The sequence below is a fragment of the Haloferax sp. S1W genome (assembly GCF_044593955.1).
In the GTDB taxonomy this organism is placed as follows: Archaea; Halobacteriota; Halobacteria; order Halobacteriales; family Haloferacaceae; genus Haloferax.
Genome location: NZ_CP172597.1, coordinates 63,138 through 80,046 on the forward strand (window position 1 = coordinate 63,138; position 16,909 = coordinate 80,046).

At 60.8% G+C, this 16,909-nt stretch carries 14 protein-coding genes; 6 read left to right on the plus strand and 8 right to left on the minus strand.

Annotated elements, in window-relative coordinates:
• Positions 1–24: 24 nt before the first annotated feature.
• From ACH9L7_RS18095 to ACH9L7_RS18115, 5 genes are read right to left on the minus strand one after another with little or no spacing between them, the layout of a single operon-like run.
• Complete coding sequence (locus ACH9L7_RS18095; RefSeq protein ID WP_396613787.1) at positions 25–1,050, minus strand: DUF354 domain-containing protein; 1,026 nt, start codon at positions 1,048–1,050, stop codon at positions 25–27.
• Between the two features lie 10 nt (positions 1,051–1,060).
• On the minus strand, positions 1,061–2,347 hold the full coding sequence (locus ACH9L7_RS18100) for a nucleotide sugar dehydrogenase (RefSeq protein ID WP_396613788.1): 1,287 nt from the start codon (positions 2,345–2,347) through the stop codon (positions 1,061–1,063).
• A complete protein-coding gene (locus ACH9L7_RS18105) occupies positions 2,340–3,728 on the minus strand; it encodes a nucleotide sugar dehydrogenase (protein ID WP_396613789.1) in 1,389 nt (462 codons plus the stop codon). Before ACH9L7_RS18105 ends, ACH9L7_RS18100 begins: the two co-directional genes overlap by 8 nt.
• Positions 3,725–4,306 (minus strand): DapH/DapD/GlmU-related protein, encoded by a 582-nt coding sequence (locus tag ACH9L7_RS18110; protein WP_396613790.1) that lies wholly within the window; start codon positions 4,304–4,306, stop codon positions 3,725–3,727. Before ACH9L7_RS18110 ends, ACH9L7_RS18105 begins: the two co-directional genes overlap by 4 nt.
• Positions 4,303–4,431 carry a hypothetical protein gene (locus tag ACH9L7_RS18115; RefSeq protein WP_396613791.1) on the minus strand — a complete coding sequence of 43 codons (129 nt, stop codon included), beginning with the start codon at positions 4,429–4,431 and terminating at the stop codon, positions 4,303–4,305. The genes ACH9L7_RS18110 and ACH9L7_RS18115 overlap by 4 nt, the downstream gene beginning before the upstream one ends.
• Positions 4,432–4,732: 301 nt before the next feature.
• Here ACH9L7_RS18115 and ACH9L7_RS18120 point away from each other — a divergent pair, with 301 nt between their 5' ends.
• The 3 genes from ACH9L7_RS18120 (at position 4,733) to ACH9L7_RS18130 (ending at position 8,082) form a co-directional block, all read left to right on the plus strand.
• Positions 4,733–5,812 carry a DUF1616 domain-containing protein gene (locus ACH9L7_RS18120; RefSeq protein ID WP_396613792.1) on the plus strand — a complete coding sequence of 360 codons (1,080 nt, stop codon included), beginning with the start codon at positions 4,733–4,735 and terminating at the stop codon, positions 5,810–5,812.
• Positions 5,812–6,381, plus strand: coding sequence for a metal-dependent hydrolase (locus ACH9L7_RS18125; protein WP_396613793.1), 570 nt, complete (start codon positions 5,812–5,814; stop codon positions 6,379–6,381). The genes ACH9L7_RS18120 and ACH9L7_RS18125 overlap by 1 nt, the downstream gene beginning before the upstream one ends.
• 186 nt (positions 6,382–6,567) lie before the next feature.
• A complete protein-coding gene (locus ACH9L7_RS18130; protein ID WP_396613794.1) occupies positions 6,568–8,082 on the plus strand; it encodes a hypothetical protein in 1,515 nt (504 codons plus the stop codon).
• Positions 8,083–8,141: 59 nt separating this feature from the next.
• On the opposite strand, the gene ACH9L7_RS18135 is transcribed toward ACH9L7_RS18130, so the two are convergent.
• A complete protein-coding gene (locus ACH9L7_RS18135; protein ID WP_396613795.1) occupies positions 8,142–8,810 on the minus strand; it encodes a helix-turn-helix domain-containing protein in 669 nt (222 codons plus the stop codon).
• A gap of 168 nt (positions 8,811–8,978) precedes the next feature.
• Here ACH9L7_RS18135 and ACH9L7_RS18140 point away from each other — a divergent pair, with 168 nt between their 5' ends.
• From ACH9L7_RS18140 to ACH9L7_RS18150, 3 genes are all read left to right on the plus strand, one after another.
• Positions 8,979–10,004, plus strand: coding sequence for a glycosyltransferase family 2 protein (locus tag ACH9L7_RS18140; protein ID WP_396613796.1), 1,026 nt, complete (start codon positions 8,979–8,981; stop codon positions 10,002–10,004).
• A gap of 105 nt (positions 10,005–10,109) precedes the next feature.
• Entirely contained in the window at positions 10,110–11,753 is a 1,644-nt protein-coding gene (locus ACH9L7_RS18145; protein ID WP_396613797.1) for a right-handed parallel beta-helix repeat-containing protein, read from the plus strand.
• Positions 11,754–11,835: 82 nt separating this feature from the next.
• Positions 11,836–13,056: a glycosyltransferase gene (locus ACH9L7_RS18150; protein WP_396613798.1), complete on the plus strand. Its 1,221-nt coding sequence runs from the start codon at positions 11,836–11,838 to the stop codon at positions 13,054–13,056.
• 104 nt (positions 13,057–13,160) lie between these two features.
• Here ACH9L7_RS18150 and ACH9L7_RS18155 read toward each other — a convergent pair whose 3' ends face one another.
• Together ACH9L7_RS18155 and ACH9L7_RS18160 are read right to left on the minus strand one after the other, a co-directional pair.
• The gene (locus ACH9L7_RS18155; RefSeq protein ID WP_396613799.1) at positions 13,161–15,686 is read right to left on the minus strand and encodes a polysaccharide biosynthesis C-terminal domain-containing protein; all 2,526 of its coding nucleotides are present in this window, start codon (positions 15,684–15,686) and stop codon (positions 13,161–13,163) included.
• Positions 15,687–15,813: 127 nt separating this feature from the next.
• On the minus strand, positions 15,814–16,752 hold the full coding sequence (locus ACH9L7_RS18160) for a hypothetical protein (RefSeq protein WP_396613800.1): 939 nt from the start codon (positions 16,750–16,752) through the stop codon (positions 15,814–15,816).
• Positions 16,753–16,909 lie beyond the last annotated feature (157 nt).

Sequence of the window (16,909 nt, forward strand, 5' to 3'; positions counted from 1 at the left end):
GAAACTCGACTGCTCGGCGCGAGGCTAGCCGCCGGTCGCGAGGATGCGCTGTACGACGACATCCGTCGCATCGACTTTCTGTCCGAGAAGCGTCTTGCGGCGTTCCTCCCAGTCGATTTCGGGTGACTGGAGGATTTCGACCGCTCGACTCGCGGCGCGTTTGTTGCGACGCTCTCCGTGGAATCCGAACAGGAGGTCGAAGGAGTTGAGGTCCCGCATGAGTCCGGGATTTGCGCTGTGGACGTAGACCGTCGGCGTGCCGAGAACGGCGCTCTCCGAGGCCATAGTCCCGCTTTCGCCGACAAACAAGTCAGCGTAGGCGAGGACGTGGTGGATGAGGTGCGGGTCGATGTCGATACCGTAGCCGTCGAGTTCGGGTGGGAGCGCGTCGTCTTCGGCCGACACGAGCACCTTCGCGCCCACACCTTCTAGCCGGTGGACCAATTTGGACAGGCTATCGAGCCCCTCGTCCCCGATGTCGTGTGCCGCACCCCAACTGACCAACCGGAGGACGACGTAGGTGTCGTCCGGGCAAACCGGCAGGTCGTCGAATACCGACGGGTCCGGGTCGAATCGGTCAGGATGGAGGTACGCGAGTTCGTGATAACTCGGGTATCGGTAGTGGTTCGGCCCGGCGTCGTCATGGTAACAGTCGGGTGTGACAATCTCGTCGGCGAAGGGGAACGTCAGCGTGTTCGAGAGCGTCGCGTGCTCCGTGTCGGTGAAGACGACGCACCTCGCGCCGACGAGTTGCGCGACGTGCGACGCTTCGAACCCGCCGATTGCGGCTATCACGTCCGGGTCGATTTCCTTCGCATCCCGGTAGAGTCGGTACTCGATTGCGAGCGTGGAAAGCGCCACCCGAGGGAGCGACCCGCCACGAGAGCCAACGACGTCGTAGTCGATGTCGTACTCGTCGAGAAGCGACAGTGTCACGTCCTTATCGAGGGCTCGCACGTGGACGTCGTGGCCGCGGGCGTCGAGTTCTTCGATTGCGTGCTTGAAGAAGTGGACGTGCGCGGGATGCTGAATCGTGATGAGGATGTCCATAGTCACCGTCTCACAGCTGGGCGTACTCGAAGCCGTGTTCCGCGGCATCGTCGGCGTCGAACACGTCTGCCACGTCGACCATCACCGGGTTCGACCCGAGCGCGTCGGCCATCTCACCCAGGTCGTAGTCGGCGAACTCTTCGTGAGCGGTGGCGACGACGACGCCGTCGTACGCTTCGAAATCGACCGATTCGACCACGTCGATGTCGAAGACTGTCCGTGATTCGTCGGGGTCGGCGTGCGGGTCGTACCCCACGCAATCGATGTCGAACTCGTCGAGTTTCTGAATCATCGTATCGACCTCTGAACTGCGGATGTCGCCGACGCCGGGTTTGTAGGCAAGTCCCAACACGAGCAAGCGCGTCTCGTTGAGCACGCGTCCGGAGTCGTTGATGGTCTTGACCGTCTTTCGGGCCGCGTGTACCGGGACGTACTCGTTGATTTCTCGGGCCTGAAGCACGAGTTTTGGTGAGAACCCATCGCGCTTGGACCGATACGTGAGGTAAAACGGGTCGACCGGGATGCAGTGGCCGCCGACGAAGCCCGGACTGTACCCGTCGTGGAAGTTCCACTTCGTCCCCGCCGCTTCGAGCACGTCCTTCGTCGAGAGGTCCATGTGGTCGCACGCGATGGCCAGTTCGTTGACCAGCGCGATGTTCATGTCACGCTGGACGTTCTCGATGACCTTCGACGCCTCGGCCGTCTCGATGTCGGGCGCGCGGTGGATTCCGGCGTCGACGATGCTTCCGTAGAGGGTCGCAAGGTCCTCGCGAACCTCGTCGGTGTTGGCACCGACGACCTTGACAACGTCGCGGACACCACGACCGGTGTCACCGGGGGAGGCTCGCTCGGGCGAGTATCCGACGAAGATGTCTTCACCGACGGTGAGACCGGACGCCGATTCGAGCGCGGGAACGAGGACGGATTCGGTCGCACCCGGGTAGACGGTCGATTCGAGGACGACGGTCGTTTCGGGCGAGATGTACTCGCCGATTGTCTCGCCCGCCGATTCGACGAATCGCAGGTCCGGGTTCTCCATGCTGTCGACCGGCGTGGGGACCGTCACGATGACGAAATCGGCGTCGGAGATGTGTGCCGGGTCCGTAGTGAAAAGCACGTCAGACTCGGCGACGCCCTCGTCGGTCACGTCTCCGGTCGGGTCGACACCAGAATCGAGGGCATCGACCTTCTCTTGGTCGACATCGTAGCCGATGACCGACGTTCCGACGCGGTCGAACTCGATAGCCAGCGGCAGGCCGACGTACCCCAGTCCGACGACGCAAATCGTCTCAGTCATGGAGACCGATTCCTTCGTAGACGACGTTCTCGTGGGTGCGGTACTCCGTGGCGGCCTGCCGACCATCGACGAAGACGACCGGACGCGACTCGACGCCGAGTTCGGGAATGTCGATATGGTCGAACGACTCGTGTGCGGTCACGAGGACGACGGCATCGACCGTCAGGTCACCTTCGTTGACGCCGCGAACGATGGTTGCACCTGCCTCCTCGAAGGCGCTCGTGTCGTCGAGAATCGGGTCTGTCGCAACCACGTCTGCACCTGCCTCGGCGAGGTGTTCGATGACCGGGAGCGCCGGCGTCTTTCGGATTTCCTCGACGCCCGCGCGGTACGTCAGTCCGAGGATGAGCACGGTTGCGTCCTCCGGTTCGACGCCCAGCGTCTGGAGTTCGTCGAGCGCCGACTGCGCGGTGACGTGCGGCATTTCGTCGTTCACGCTACGAGCAGTCTCCATGAGCGGCGAGTCGGTCTCGAACTGATTGATGAGGAACTGAGGATAGTAGGGGATACAGTGTCCGCCGACGCCAGCACCCGGCGTGTGAATCTCGCAGAACGGCTGGGTGTTGGCCACGTCGATTGCCTCGGTCACATCGATTTCGAACTCGTCGGCGTGGGTCGCAAGTTCGTTTGCGAGGGCGATGTTAACGTCGCGGTAGACGCCCTCGAACACCTTGACTGCCTCCGCAGTCGTCGTGTCCGAGACGGTGATGACCTCGTTCGAGGAGAGCTGGTCGTAGATGAGCGCCGCAGCGCGGGTGCTTTCTTCGTCCGCGCCGCCGACGACTTTCGGGTACGCGCCGCGGATATCTTCGAGGGCGCGTCCGGAAGCGGTTCGCTCGGGACAGAACGCGAGACCGAAGTCGCCGAGCGAGAGGCCACTTTCGGCTTCGAGTTTCGGCAGCAGTACGTCTCGACACGACCGGGGTGGGAGCGTCGATTCGAAGATGACGAGGTCGCCTTCGTCGAGTCCCGTTGCGATGTCGTTCGTCACCGCCTCGATGACAGCGAGGTCGGGCCGACCACCATCGTCGACGAGCGTCGGCACGATGACGACGTGGATGCTCGCCTCGGCGGCAACCTCGCGCGGTTCCGTGTTCGCGGTGAGCGATTCGTCTTCGACGAGTTCTTCGACGAGTTCGTCGAGACCGGGTTCGCCGACGATGTGATTCCGTCCGGCGTTGATTTCGCGGACGACATCGGTGTCGATGTCCGCGCCGGTTACGTTCCCGGTCGTTTCGGCGTAGACGGCGGCGAGTGGCAGCCCCATCTTTCCGAGTCCGTACACGCCGACCGGAACGTCACCGGACGTGAGGGAGGCTATCTGTTCGTCTGTCGGGCGGGTAGAATCGTAGAGGTGTGTGGCGGTGACTTGCGAACTCATATCGAATTGACTCCCTGTAGCTTCGGGGGCAGTGGGCGGTGTTCAGCGGGCGCTCCGACGGCGAGCGACTCGGGCGGCACGTCCTCGGTGACGATTGCGCCGGCGGCGACGAACGCGTCCGAACCGACGGTCACGTCGGGGAGGATGGTCGCGTTGCCACCGACAGAGGCACCGTCTTCGAGGGTCGGCCCGGCCATTTCGACATCCTGTCGAACCGGATACGGGTCGTTCGTGAGGACTGCACCCGGGCCGACGAAGACGTTGTCTCCGATGTGGGTGTTTGTCGGGACGTAGACCCGACTCTGGAGGCTCACGTTGGACCCGATAACGGACGTGCCGTCGATGACCGTCTTGGTTCCGACGACGACATCGTCGCCGATTTGGGTGTTCTCACGGACGAGGGCGTCGTGACCAGTGACGAACCCGTCGCCGATGTCCACGTCGCTGTAGATGATAGTCCCCGAGCGGATTCTGGCGTCGTCGCCGATGACCGTCCGATTCGGGTCGTCACCGGCGGCGTACCCGATGGTCACGTCCTCGTCGATATCGCACCCTGTTCCCGTGACGTACATCCTCATGCAGTCGTCGAATCAGCGGTCGTTTCGTTCTCGTCTCCGGGTAAGTCACCGCTCGTCGAGCGGAGCGTGGTAACGAGTACGAGCAGTGCAACGAGTATCGCGGCGAGTTTCGTTCTGGTGCGCATGTGTTGTTCACTCCGCGGGCCGTCGGAGCCCGCGATTCGAGACGCAGGTCACGCGAAACGGCCATTATTATCGGGCAGATAAGGGGTCAGAAGGTGGCGGACGCGTCTGATTTGGGTCCCTATAGAGCGTCTGTCACCGCGTCGCGCTGTGAGATTCTCCGATGTATCGAACTATCGCCCTCTCGGCCCCCAATCGAGCGTTCAGAAACCACTTTATCAGCCTCGTAAAGTCCGTTTTCTCCCATTTTCGAGTGTAAACGGTCGCCCCCATTTTTGAGGACGGAACGACAAGCCGCGGGCGATGAAGTCGTCTCACCGCCGTTGGACGCTCGACTTACTCCTCGTCGTCGCGGGGGCGGTCGCCGCACTTGCCGTCATCCTCCTCGACGTGTCGGGGTCGCTCGTCCGAAGTCTGTTGGTCATCCCGCTTATCGTCATGTATCCGGGGTACGCGCTCTTGGCCGCCGCGTTCCCGGAGCGGCGGTCTGATGTCGAATCCGATACGATGGGAACAGACCGGACGCTGACGCGACCGACCCCGCACACGGCGGGGCTTCTCTACTCGATTCGACTCGCCTTGGCTGCCGTATCGAGTCTCGCCATCGTCGGCGGCGTCGCCCTCCTCACGAACTTCCTCGGACTGGGCTTCGACGCAGCCATGGTCGGTCTCGGCGTGTTCTCGGTGACGTTGGTTTTCACCGCGCTCGCGTTCGTCCGGCGCGCGATGCTCCCCGAAGAGGCCCGTGCGGGCATGCCCTCGCTTTCGGCCATCTTCGGGAGTGCGGCGACGACCACCGGTCGCATGCGGTCGCCGCTTTCGGGAGAGTCCCGCGACTCGCCGGTACCGATTGCCGTCAACGTCCTGCTCGTCGTGGGCGTTCTCGTGTTTCTCAGCAGCGTGGGCTTCGCGATGGTGGAAACACAGCAGCCCGAATCGGAGTTCACCGAGGCCTACCTCGTCACCGAAAATGGCTCGGAGTACGACGCGGGCGGCTATCCGCAGGAACTCACACAGGGTGAGTCGACGCCGATAACGCTCGCCATCGAGAATCACGAACAGGAGACGAAGACCTACACGGTCGTCACGGAGTTACAGCGACTCGATAGAACGGCCAACGGGTCGCAGGTCGTCGAAGAGCGCGTGCTCTCGCAAACTGAGCGGCCGGTCGAAGACGGGAACACAGCCTACATCCAGCACGACGTTACCCCGACCATGTCCGGCGACTCGCTTCGACTCGTCTTCTTCGTTTACGATGGTGAGGCACCCGAAAACCCGGACCGTGAGTCCGCGTACCGGACGGTTCAACTCGTCGTCTCCGTCGACGACGGTGGCAACACACAATCGCTTCAACCACAATCCACGGAGGGAGCGAGTCCCTGATGTGGCCGTGGGAGCACCTACTCTTCGGGTACGTGTGGTTTTCGGCGGTGAACCGGGCGGTTTGGCGCGACCATATCAGCGATAGCGTCGGCCTCGCTGTCGTCCTCTCGACGCAGGCACCGGACCTCATCGACAAACCACTCTCGTGGACGTTCGGTCTCATCACCACCGGCTACGGACCGGCGCACTCCCTGCTCGTCGGCGTCCCGATACTGCTCGTCGTTGCGGGTATCGCGTGGACTCGGGACAAAATCCGACTTGCGGTGGCCATCGTCGTCGCGTACAGTTCGCACCTCGTTGGCGACGTCCTCGCCCTCCGGGCAAACGGTCCGAACGTCGGTCGGGTCCTCTGGCCGCTCGTCCCCCGAGACCCCTACGAAACCGACCTCGGGTTCGTCGAGCGCTTTACGGAGTACTTCGGGACGTTCGTCGTTCAGATGATGCATCCCGAAAACTCCCTTCTGGTGCTCGGATACGTTGCCCTCTTCGGGGCTGTCGCCGTCCTTTGGGTGGTCGATGGAACGCCCGGAATTCGGTGGGCTCGACGGATTACCCACACGAATCAGTGACCTGTGGTGACTCCCCCTTCGTGACCCCCGGTGACCGTTTCTCGATAGGCTGTCAACAGAACTTTCAAACCTAAACATCCATCCGGATTATCGCCACATGTCTGTTTATTAATCGGTATCATTACAGCCAGATACTACGATTAACTCCAAAAATACTCAATAGAAAGAATCAGAGAGTGTCTGCCGATGCGAAAGGACAGCGGAGATGGAGTCCGCGGAGCAGTATCACGGCGGCAATTGTTGAAGGGAATTGGCGGTTCGGTTGCGGCACTCTCTTTTTCGGCCACGGCGTCAGCGGATACCGATTGGTACGATGTCACCGAACAGGGTGCGGACCCAACGGGAACGGAGTCTATCAACCCCGTTTTGGACGATATCCCGCTCGACGACGGGACGACACTGTACTTCCCACCGGGCGAGTACGTGATGGACGACGTGTTCCGCTACGTCGACTTTCAGGGGTTCGAACTTCGCGGGGACGACGCCACCATCGTTCCGGCCGCTGACTACGACGGCCGTTGGTTGTTCAAGTTAGGAACCTACGACCAACCGGGTGATGACCTCTACGTCGAAGGATTTACGTTCGACTTTTCGGCCGACAATACCGGTCTTCGCGTCGTTCAAGCCCAGGTCAAAGACGACCTTCTCGTCCAGGACCTCGCAGTGACCGGTCGACACGACAGCGGCAAGTACGGACCGTTCTGTTTCGATGTCACTGACCCCTCCGGCATCGGTTCGATAGAGAACGTTCGGATTCCGGACGGTGGCGACTTCTCCGAAGACACGCCGGGAGACATCTCCGTCGGGCCGACAGGAATCATCGTCTCACACTACCACAACGGCAAACTCTGGGTCAAAAACTGCGAGGTCGGGCCGTGGCCGGACAACGGTCTCTACTGTTCGACCCAAAACGGTCGTGTCGTCGTCAAAGGTGGCCTGTTCAAGAACAGCAATATCTCGAATATTCGGCTCTCGGGTGACTACAGTTCCATCCACGACGCGACGGTGATTGTCGACAACCGCCGCGACAACGACACCAATCAGCGAGGTATCCGCCTCGACAGTGGCACGTACAACTGGGTAGAGAACACCGACGTCTACCTGAAAAAGCCCAACGGACAGGCTATCAGCGTGATGAACGATGTCGAGTGGGCGCGGATTCAAGACACCCAGGTCGTCGTTGACGGCGATGTCGACACGAGAGCGGTGACCATCTCACCCAAAGCGGGCAAGGTCGATATCCTCAACACCGACATCGAGTTCAACACGTCCGGTCAAGCGCTCCACATCGAGGGGCCGAGCAGTTCGGATGCCGACCCGGTGTACGTCCTGAAATCGAGCATTACCGGAACCGGTGACGGTTCGTGCGGACGGCACGCGGTCCGTGCAGAGCGCGGGAACTGTACGTTCGACCGGTTCGATATCGAACAGACCGGCGGCAATTATCGGCGCGCAATCAAGGTCCTCGGAGACGGTTGTACGCTCCTCTGGGGCGACTACAACACGACTCACATCCCGGTCGTCAACGACGCCGACGGGACGAGATTCGAGGGAATCACCTCACGGTCGTCCGACGGATACGAAGGGATGAAAGTCCTCGACGGGTCGTCCGGCGTCGACCTCATCGAGTCGACCATCTACAACGGCGTCTGGGAGTACGGTGATGTGGATGTGACGTACGACGGAAACTGGTTCCTCTAAACGGCCTTCTCGCGGGCATTCCTGTTCCTCCCACGAGAAACCACTGGCGACCCCAGTCCTCACGGAGTCAATGTCGCTTCGATGAGTCGGGAGATAGCGCGGCGAATCCGCTGTGAGACGCCCGATTTCGAGATATCGAGACGGTTGGCGATTTCGCTTTGGGACTCCGTTCGTGGCACGTTGAAGTACCCGTTTTCGTACGCGACGACGAGCGCCTCGCGTTGCCCCGGAGGAAGGACTGTCTCGGCACCGAGGTCGGTTTCTCGGGCGACGTGCAGCCGTTTGACGTGGAACGTGATATCCTCCTCGTGGTAGTGTGACTGGACTCTGTGGAGCGTCGAGTGGACCGGTAGATGCATTTGGACGTTCCACGAGCCCTGCTCGTGTTGAATCGAGATGAGGCGGACACCCAGTTCCGTCGTCGAAGGCGGAACGAGCGGGACGCCACCGGAAAGGAGGACTTTGAACCGAGGGTCGTCACCAATCGACCCGAGATATTCGGCATTCTCTACTGTTGGGTCGTCGTTGAGGTCCGACAACACTGACTCAACGTCTCCATTTTCGACGACCACGAACGCACAGTCCCATCCCAACCCCTCTGTCGGTTGGAATTCTAGCTCCATCGGTTCGGGGCGGTTCGTTGCAAACGATGAGAGTACCAGTTGTGGGTCACTGAAATGTATCTCAAGATAGATAGGTCGTGGCTCTGGCACGGGTCCCTCGTTCATCGATGCGTGACTGTATCTATGGAATACGGGTTATTATGTATATATTAAGCGGGTTGTGCCTGGGCGATGGGGGTTCGGACGGAGACAGGTCGCGGTCGGAGTTGCTCACTACGGTACACATAATAACGACCCCAAAGCGACCACACAGCGGTAACCCCTCCCACTACAATGTACAAAGACAACTCAATCGCCGTCGTCGTACCAGCGTACAACGAAGCGGGTTACGTCGGAGCGGTCATCGACACGATGCCCTCGTTCGTCGACGTTGCGTACGTTATCGACGACGGCTCTACTGACGGAACCTGGGACGAAATCGTCACACACGCCGAAGCGTTCAACGCCGAACACACTCCGGACGCGCCGGATTACGACGATGTCATCGTCCCCATTCAACACGAGGAAAACCGGGGCGTCGGCGGGGCGCTCAAGACGGGTTATCTCCAAGCCCTCGAAGACGAAGTCGATATCACCGCCGTTCTCGGTGGCGACGGGCAGATGGACCCAGACGAACTCGCAAAGTATCTCGACCCCATCGCAGAGGGCGACGCGGACTACGCGAAGGGGAATCGCTTCATGAAGCGCGAGGACCTCGAAGCGATGCCGAGTTTCCGCCTCATCGGCAACTCGATTCTTTCGTATCTGACGAAGACTGCGAGTGGGTACTGGAAGACCATGGACCCGCAAAACGGGTACACGGCCATCTCGTACGAAGCACTGGCGCAAGCCGACATCGAGAACATGTACGAGTACTACGGCTACTGCAACGACCTACTCGTCAAACTCAACGTCGAAAACCTCCGCGTCGCCGACGTGGCCTGTTCCGCGGAGTACCTCTACGGTGACGACTGGAAGAGCCACATCGACTACGGCGAGTACATCCCGCGCGTCTCTGCGATGTTGCTCCGCAACTACTTCTGGCGAGTGAAGAACAAGTATTTGCTCCGTGATTTCCACCCGTTGGCAGCGTTCTACCTCCTCGGGACGGCCGTCTCTAGCATCTCCGTTCTGGGTCTCGTCGCGGCGGGGGTAGTCGGAGACGAGGACGGTCCGTCGGGAGTTGGAACTTGGGTTCTCGGCTTCCTCTTCGGGGCGATATTCCTCCTTCTCGGGATGGTCTTCGACCACGACGACAACCGGGCACTCGAAGTTCAGGTCGACGACGATACCTACGATACGGCCGTCCCGGACGAGTAACCGGTCCGCCAGCCTCGAATTTTGATTACTCTAATTACATTCAATATATAAAGACTGTCCATATGAAGACGAAGATGTTGGCCTGCGTAGAACGTTCCATTCAGTGTGGAGAAATCGTACCTCAAGACAAATACGGACAATGACGGGGCAGGCGACAGTTCGAGCGGGCCGACGTTTAGCCGGCGGGCGTACCTTCTGGGGGCAGTTGGGACGCTCACGGCCGGGGGCTATCTTTCGACATCCATCGATACTGCGAAAGCGAGTACGATGAGTGTCGACGTTCCGAAGTCGTATCTCGACCGTTTCGACAACGTGGTCGACGTCGTCGATGTCGGTGCTGACCCGACTGGAACAGAACCAATCGAAGACATCATCTCGCAGCACGTTGCGGATGACACGCTCCTCGTCTTCCCCGAGGGGCGGTACCTGATGAACGGGCAGGTCCGGAAGTCGGGATTCTCGAATCTCGGTTTCTACGGCCCGAACGCGACCCTCACGCACGGCTCAATCGAGTCCCTGGAGAAGAACGTCGTTTCGTCGGGCGATTTCACCGGCGCGGCGCGGTTCTTCCGCCTCGGCGTCATCTACGCGCCCGGACGTGACCTCCTCTTCGAGGGGTTCACCTTCGACTTCACCGCACCGCAGACCGGGCTTCGAGCCATCGAGGCCTACGTCACCGACGGCCTCGAAGTTCGGGATATCACCATTGACGGCGAACACGACACCGGTACGCTCGGTCCGGCGCTCTTCAGCGTGACCGCGGCGAACGGTTCCGGCGTCGTCGAGCGGTTCAAAGCACCCGACGGTGCCGCGTTCACCGACGATACCATCGGCGACATCAACCTCGGTCCGACGGGGATGCTCATCGACCCGCACAGTGCCGGTACACTCCGTATCGTCGACTGTGAACTCGGGCGCTTCCCGGACAACGGCTTGTACGTCTCGGGCGCGAACGGGACGGTCCACGTCGAAGGCGGCACCTACAAGAACAGTACCGTCTCGTCGATTCGGCTCAAGGGCTACCACAGCAGCGTCCGCGGCGCGAACGTCATTATCGACGACTTGGTTTCCGGAATTAGCCAACGCGGTATTCGCCTCGACGACGGAAGCGACCTTCGCATCGAAGACACCACAATCACGGTCACTGGCCCGGCGGAGGACGCCATCCGCATCCTCAACAACGTCGAGACGGCGACAGTCAAGAACTGCTCGCTCGTGTTGAACGACGACGGCGGGTGCGCCCGTGGCATCCAACTGACCAAGGACGCCGGTCGCGTCGAGATTCTCGACAGTTCGATAGACATCTACGGGTCCGAGTTCGCGGTCTACATCCAAGGGAACAACACCCTGGACGACGCGATGGTCCTGATGCAGAACGTCTCTATCACCGGGACTGCACCCGGCAGTTCGGCGCGCGAAGCGCTTCGTATCGAACGCGCGAATGGTCGATTCGAGAATCTGACTGTCGACCAACCCGGTGACGAGTACCGGCGTTGCGCAGAAATCCTGGCGGACGACAACCTGTTCGTCGGTGGGACCTACAAGTCGAACCACCACCCCTTCGTAAACAAGGGGAACCGGACTCGCTTCGACGAGGTCTCTGCGCAGTCCTACGGCGGGTGGCAGGCCATCAAGCTCTACGCTGAGGGGACTGACGTCGTCGTCATGGACTCCACTCTCTACGGCGGCTACATCGACAAGGGGGCTGAAGGGTTCACTGTCGACAACACCGAGATGCCACCGGCATGAGGTAATGACAGCCTCCTGAGTCGAGGGGCGGGCTTACCCACCCGATAATCTTGGGCAGGGAGTGAGCAACGTGGAGTAACGCATGGTCACCGACCGGTTAGCCGACAAAAACCTCCTCGTTGTCTCACACGGGTACAAGCACTTCGTCAAGTCGCAGGTAGACGTCCTCGCGGAGTACTTCAACTCAGTCACCGTCTGCGTCAGGTACAACTGGTTCGCAGACGTCGCGTCGCGGCTTCCGATAGACGGCGGTGAGGGGTTCGGAAAAGACGCGAAGATTTCTCAGGCCGGCGTCCCAGACAACGTTCACGTCGTCGAGACGCCGCTTTTGTACCTCCCGGTAGATATCCAGCGCGAGCACCTTCTCGGACAACAGCACGTCCGAAAAGTTCGAAAGAAACTCGATGACTCTCCCGTCTCGTTCGACCTGATTCACTGCCACATGACGTGGACTTCGGGGTACGTCGGGGCTCGACTGAAAGAAGAACTGGACATCCCGTACCTTCTGACCGTCCACGCGAACCGCGAGTGGTTCGGAAAACAACTGCAATCCGACAACGAGCGACTAAAACGGGCGTGGACCGACGCAGACCGCCTCATTCGCGTCAACCGCCGCGACCGGTCGAAACTCGAACCTTACAACGACGACGTGGTTCACATCCCGAACGGCTACGATACGGACATTTTTGAACGAATCCCCACGGCGGACGCGCGTGACCGACTCGGAATCGACGACGACACGCCGCTTGTGTTCGCGCTCGGCACCCTAAAGCCGCGGAAGGGCTTCCAACACCTGATGCGTGCGATGACGCGAGTGCACGAGACCGAGCCCGACGCGCGACTCGTCATCGGCGGTCAGGGTGGAATGCGCGACGAGTTAGTATCGCTCGCCGCCGAACTCGGCATCGACGACCGGACGGACCTCCTCGGCTACGTGGAGTCCGAGACGCTGAACGACTGGATGAACGCGGCTGACCTGTTCGTGCTCCCGAGTTACAGCGAGAGTTTCGGCGTCGTCCAACTGGAAGCCATGGCGTGCGGAACGCCCGTCGTCGCCACCAAGAACGGCGGCAGCGAAGAGGTCATCGCCAGCGACGACTACGGCCTGCTCGTCGAGGGGCCGGAGTCACACGACGAACTCGCCGACGCCGTCGTCGAGGCGCTCCACCGCGACTGGGACGGCGACGCCATCGAATCCTACGCCAAGGAGATGACCTGGGAGAACGTCTGCGAGGAGATAGCTGAACTCTACGCGTCGGTTCTCGACGAGTACGAGCGAACCAGCGTCACGGCGGTTCAGTAACTCGACTCAGGCCGCATCGACGGCGGTCCAGTAATACGGCTCAGGACGCACCGAGCGTATCGACTTCTTCTCGCTGCACGAACGGTCTGAAAAGGAGGGCGTCGTTAGCGAGCGTTTCGCCCGGCGAGTGTGACGGCACCGACGAAGAGCAGCGTCTGGTACCACAGCGACCCGCCAATTGCGGACCACCCGCCAGCGAGCCAGCGCGTCGGCGTCAACGGACGAATCATCAGGAGTGTCGACTCGTCGCTGGTGGTCGTGGTGGAGTCTTCCGTCGTCGACTCGGTCGTCGATTCAGTCGTATCTGATGTGGTGGTCGTACTGGTGGTGGTTGACGTGTCTGTTGTGGTGGTCGTACTGGATGTGGTCGACGTACTGGACGTTGTAGACATCGTCGACGTTGTCGAGGTGGTCGTTGTCGACGCTGTCGTAGATGTGGTCGAGGTCGTCGTTTCGGTCGTGGTGGTGTCTGGCGAATCAGTCGTCGTCGTAGTGGTCGTGTTGTTGTCCGGCGAGTCAGTGGTGGTTGTGGTGGTCGTCGTGGTGTTATCCGGTGAATCGGTAGTTGTCGTCGTGGTCGTGTTGTTGTCTGGCGAGTCGGTGGTGGTTGTGGTGGTCGTGTTGTTATCTGGCGAGTCGGTGGTGGTTGTGGTGGTCGTGTTGTTATCTGGCGAGTCCGTGGTCGTCGTGTCGTCGTCGCCACCGCCGAAGAACCCACCATCATCGTCGTCGTCATCGTCATCGTCGCCACCACCGAAGAACCCTCCATCGTCGGACTCTGTCGTGGTTGCGGTGGCTGTGGTATTCGCTGGTGTCCCGCTCGTCGTCTGGTTGCCAGCCGGGGTGTCCGTGTTCGTGGTCTCGGTCTCGGTGGTCGTCGGCGCAGCGGTCGTCGTCGGTGCCGGCGTGTCCGTGATGGGCGTGGTGTTGTTCACCTCCGGAACCGGCGAGTCACCGTCGATGGACGGGCCGATGTCCATGCCGGGGACGCCCACCGCGAGCGCGACTCCCGAAACCGACAGCAGAAGACCGATGATGAGGAGGACGTACTGCAACGAATCTTTGTGCCGCTCGGCCCACGACTCGTTGCCCCACGACGGCCCACTCACAGTTCCGAGGCCGCCGCGGCGTTTTTCCACGCTCGTCGCCCACGACCCGAGTGGGCCGGGAAGCGACCCCATCACGTCCAGCGCCTCGCCGACGCCGACCGCACCGACCATGAACGCAACCGTCACGAAGACCAAAAGCCCAATCGGCGGTACGACAATCAGCGCGATGAGGCTGTTTTCGAGCGCCGTCGAGAGGAGGAAGATGGGAACGCCTGAGATGAATCCCGTCGCGACGATTCGGCCGATTCGGGCGTCTGCGAACGGTTTGAAACCGAGGTAGCGGGCGCTAACAAGGTTGAAAATGGGGAGCGACGAGTACCCGGTCGTCGTCGCAATCGCCGCGCCCAGAATCCCGAACCGGGGGATGAGAAGCGCGTTGAGCACGAGATTCAGCATTGCTGCCGCGCCGGTCGCCGCGATAAGCGGCTTCATATCCGCCTTGGCGTGGCTGATGGCGAGAATCGGCCTGACGACTGCGAATCCGATTGTTCCGGGCAGGAGGATGAGAAGCGGCGTGACGACCGGCATCGACCCCTTACCGAGGTAAATCGGGACGAAATCCTTCGCCAGCGCCCCGAGTCCAATCGACAGCAGGACGACGACGAGCATTCCGTAGCGCGTGACGCGCGAGGCGATTTCGTTAATCTGGTTGATGCGGTCTTCAGCCCAGAGGTCCGAGACGGACTGGATGAGCATCGACTGGATGGACCGCGGGATGACCCAGAGGAACTGGCTGATGACGAGCGCGGACTTGTAGTATCCGACTTGCGTCTCGGTGACGAACGATGCGAGCATCAACACGTCGACGTGGTACATCGACGTGAGAAACAGCATGTAGACCACCGACAGGTGGTTGAAGCTAAACAGCTCCCACGCCGGGAAGTCCCGCGGCGACGTGGTGAAGATACCCCGAAGCGAGATACTCTTTCGAAGCCACCACAGCGCGAGGAGCGCCACGAGGCTGTTGACGACGATGAGGCCCGCCATCAGCCCGCCAATCTCGAATCCGAGGTAGGCGATACCGATGAGTGCGATTCGAGAGCCGACTTTGTTGAACACCCGTAACGGCTCAGAGAGGTGTTCTTGTTTGAGACCCATCAGCGACCGCCGCGAGTATTCGCGGAACTGCGTTGCGATAGTTAGACCGGCGAGACCGTAGAACCCGATGACGTACTCCTGTCCGAGGAATCGAGTGACGATACCGAACCGGGCCGCGGCAGCAAACGCCACCGCGGTCATCACCGCAAGGACGGTTCCGAGACGGAAGTAGTAGCCGAAGACGTGGGCCTTCCAGTTTCGAATCGACCGCTCTTCGGCGAGGAACTTTCGGGCACCACTGTTGATACCGGAACTCATCAAAATCGTCGAGATGCCGAACACTGCGGTGAGTGTGCTGTATCGGCCGTACAGTTCGAACCCGAGTGTCGTGATGAGAATCGGGGTGAGGACCACCGAAGACAGCACGATAAAGATGCGTCCTCCCACGATTGAGAGGAACGCAGTGACCATGTTTCGACTCATCGTCAGCGCCACCTCATCGTGGTGCGCTCGACTCGTCTCGACCGTCTGACACGCACACCGTGGCGTCTCAGTTGGAGGTTATCTGCTGTTCGGGGGTTCGCGTACATAAATAAGCGGGGGAGAGCGTTCAATCGGACGGCTCGATTACGATGCGAACCGAGTCGCCGTTTTTCAGGTAGTAGTCGTTCGGCGCGACGGGTTCACCGTTGACCGTGACTGTGACCGTTCCGTTCTCGCCACTGTACGGGTACCGCACCCCGTTGTAGACGATGGCCTCGTCGGTCATGTTGATGCCGTCGAGCGTCGACATCGCGTAGCCGAGCGTGACGTGCGCGGAGTGTGCGTGCCACGGGTCGGCGTGACCGCCTTCGAAGTGGAAGTGGTCGTTGTGCCCGGCTTGCTGGTACTTGTCTCGGCTGAAGTCGAGTTCGTCGCCGTCGACGGTGAACTCGATAGTTCCGTGGACGTGGAGGTTCTCCGGCGGGATGTACTCACCGGGCGTGGTGACGTTCGAGTCGTTGCTCACGACCAGAACCCACACCTTGTCATCGGATTCGAGCGTGTACTCCTCGGGGTCGACCTCGTGGGAGTCGACGCGGTAGCTGATTTTCGTTCCGTTCTCCGAGGCGTCGTAGGTTTTGCCAGCGTACGAGAGCGTCGATTCGTTCGCCTCGACGCCAGCCTCTGAGAGCGCCGTCGCGAGCGTTGTGGTCTCGTTGGTGTGCCACGTGTCTTTGTCGCTCATGGTGAGGGTGCTGTCGCTACCGTATGCTTCCGCCAGGCTCACGCGCTCGCCAGCGACCATCACGGCCATCTGTCCCGTGTAGGCCGCGTCGATATCCGACGAATTGGACGCTTCCGACGTAGATTCGTTCCCATGGCTGTGGGAGTGACCGTCAGAAGCGGTCTCGTTGGTCGCCGTGTCGTTGTGGCTTGTCTCGTTCGACGTGGCCGTCTCGTTCGACGTGACCGTGTCGGTCGTTTCGGGGACCTCGGTCGTGACCGCGTCGGTCGTCGTGTCTCCGTCGTCGCCGCCCGTGACTGACGAACAGCCCGCTGTCGTCATCAGGAGAGCGACGAGCAGAGCGATACTCGCGCGCTTCAATGTTCTCGATGGTAATTCCATCTCTCTGTCGGTCCAGCCATCACACTGCCCCCTCCTTATTATCGAGTAGGTAGACCGGGCTTATCGCCCGGATAATAAGGCCGTCTGGGGACCGCCC